Origin of the sequence: Carboxydocella sp. ULO1, assembly GCF_002049255.1 — a bacterium.
Taxonomy (GTDB): Bacteria; Bacillota.
Genome location: NZ_BDLQ01000080.1, coordinates 1 through 315 on the forward strand (window position 1 = coordinate 1; position 315 = coordinate 315).

Annotated in this window: 1 protein-coding gene; it reads left to right on the forward strand. The window is 43.5% G+C overall.

Translation table 11 applies throughout. The features are described from left to right. Window positions 1–43 precede the first annotated feature (43 nt). Window positions 44–315 (forward strand): transposase (locus ULO1_RS10210; RefSeq protein WP_242947936.1); only part of this gene is annotated, 272 nt, incomplete at its 3' end.

A 315-nucleotide genomic window follows, 5' to 3' on the forward strand; every position in this document is an offset into this window, starting at 1 on the left:
ATATAGAGGGGTGTACGAGAACGGTAAGGCATGGGAGAAGATCGTGAAATGGTTTGGGTACAAACTGCATCTGATAGTTGACGCGACCTATGAACTTCCGATAATATTCAGTTTAACGAAAGCGTCGGAGTCTGACATAAAAGAGGGGCATCGAATGCTGGAACGGATGGAGGAAAAGCAACCAGAAATACTCAAGAGGGCGGAAACCATGGTAGCAGATAGAGGGTATGATGATACAAAACTAATAACAAAGTGCTGGGATAAATACCGAATAAAGCCTGTTATTGACATACGTAACTTGTGGAGAGATGGGGA